The following is a 409-nucleotide window of genomic DNA, read 5'->3' as shown; positions in this document are numbered from 1 at the left end:
CGATCCGCATCCGTGCTCAACCCGAAATCGCAAAAATGGCAGAGCTTAAACTGGCACGGCTGAAGGAACAAAATGCTCCAGGCCGCATGCAATAACGCCCACGCAAGCCCGGTGCAGATGCACCGGGCACGCTCTCTTTCAAGGTCATTCGAGAATGATTGACGCAAGCACAGAGTTGCTCAGAGTGCATGCCTGGCTGAAAAGACATGGCTATGAGAATGGACTTACAGCCGAGAAATTTGAGAGTCTAAACGCGCTTAGCTGTGAGGACGATCGATACGTGGATGCCTTTTACCATCAGCCTTGGGACGACGAAGACCAGCCAGTAGGTTTTGTTTGTTTCGCCACGCCATCGAGCAGTGGTGGTGGATGGGGGACAACAATTTTTGTGGTCAGGGCATTCGCTTCA

Annotated in this window: 1 protein-coding gene; it reads left to right on the top strand. The window is 52.3% G+C overall.

The features are described 5' to 3' along the window. Positions 1-154: 154 nt before the first annotated feature. Positions 155-409, top strand: a 255-nt coding sequence (locus AC3XQU_RS23070; RefSeq protein ID WP_489876489.1) for a hypothetical protein, incomplete at its 3' end; no start/stop codon positions are given.

This window comes from Telluria sp. AZSoR62 (genome assembly GCF_058111565.1).
The sequence above is the reverse complement of the archived record's forward strand: the minus strand, read 5'-3'. Positions and strand labels throughout refer to the sequence as shown.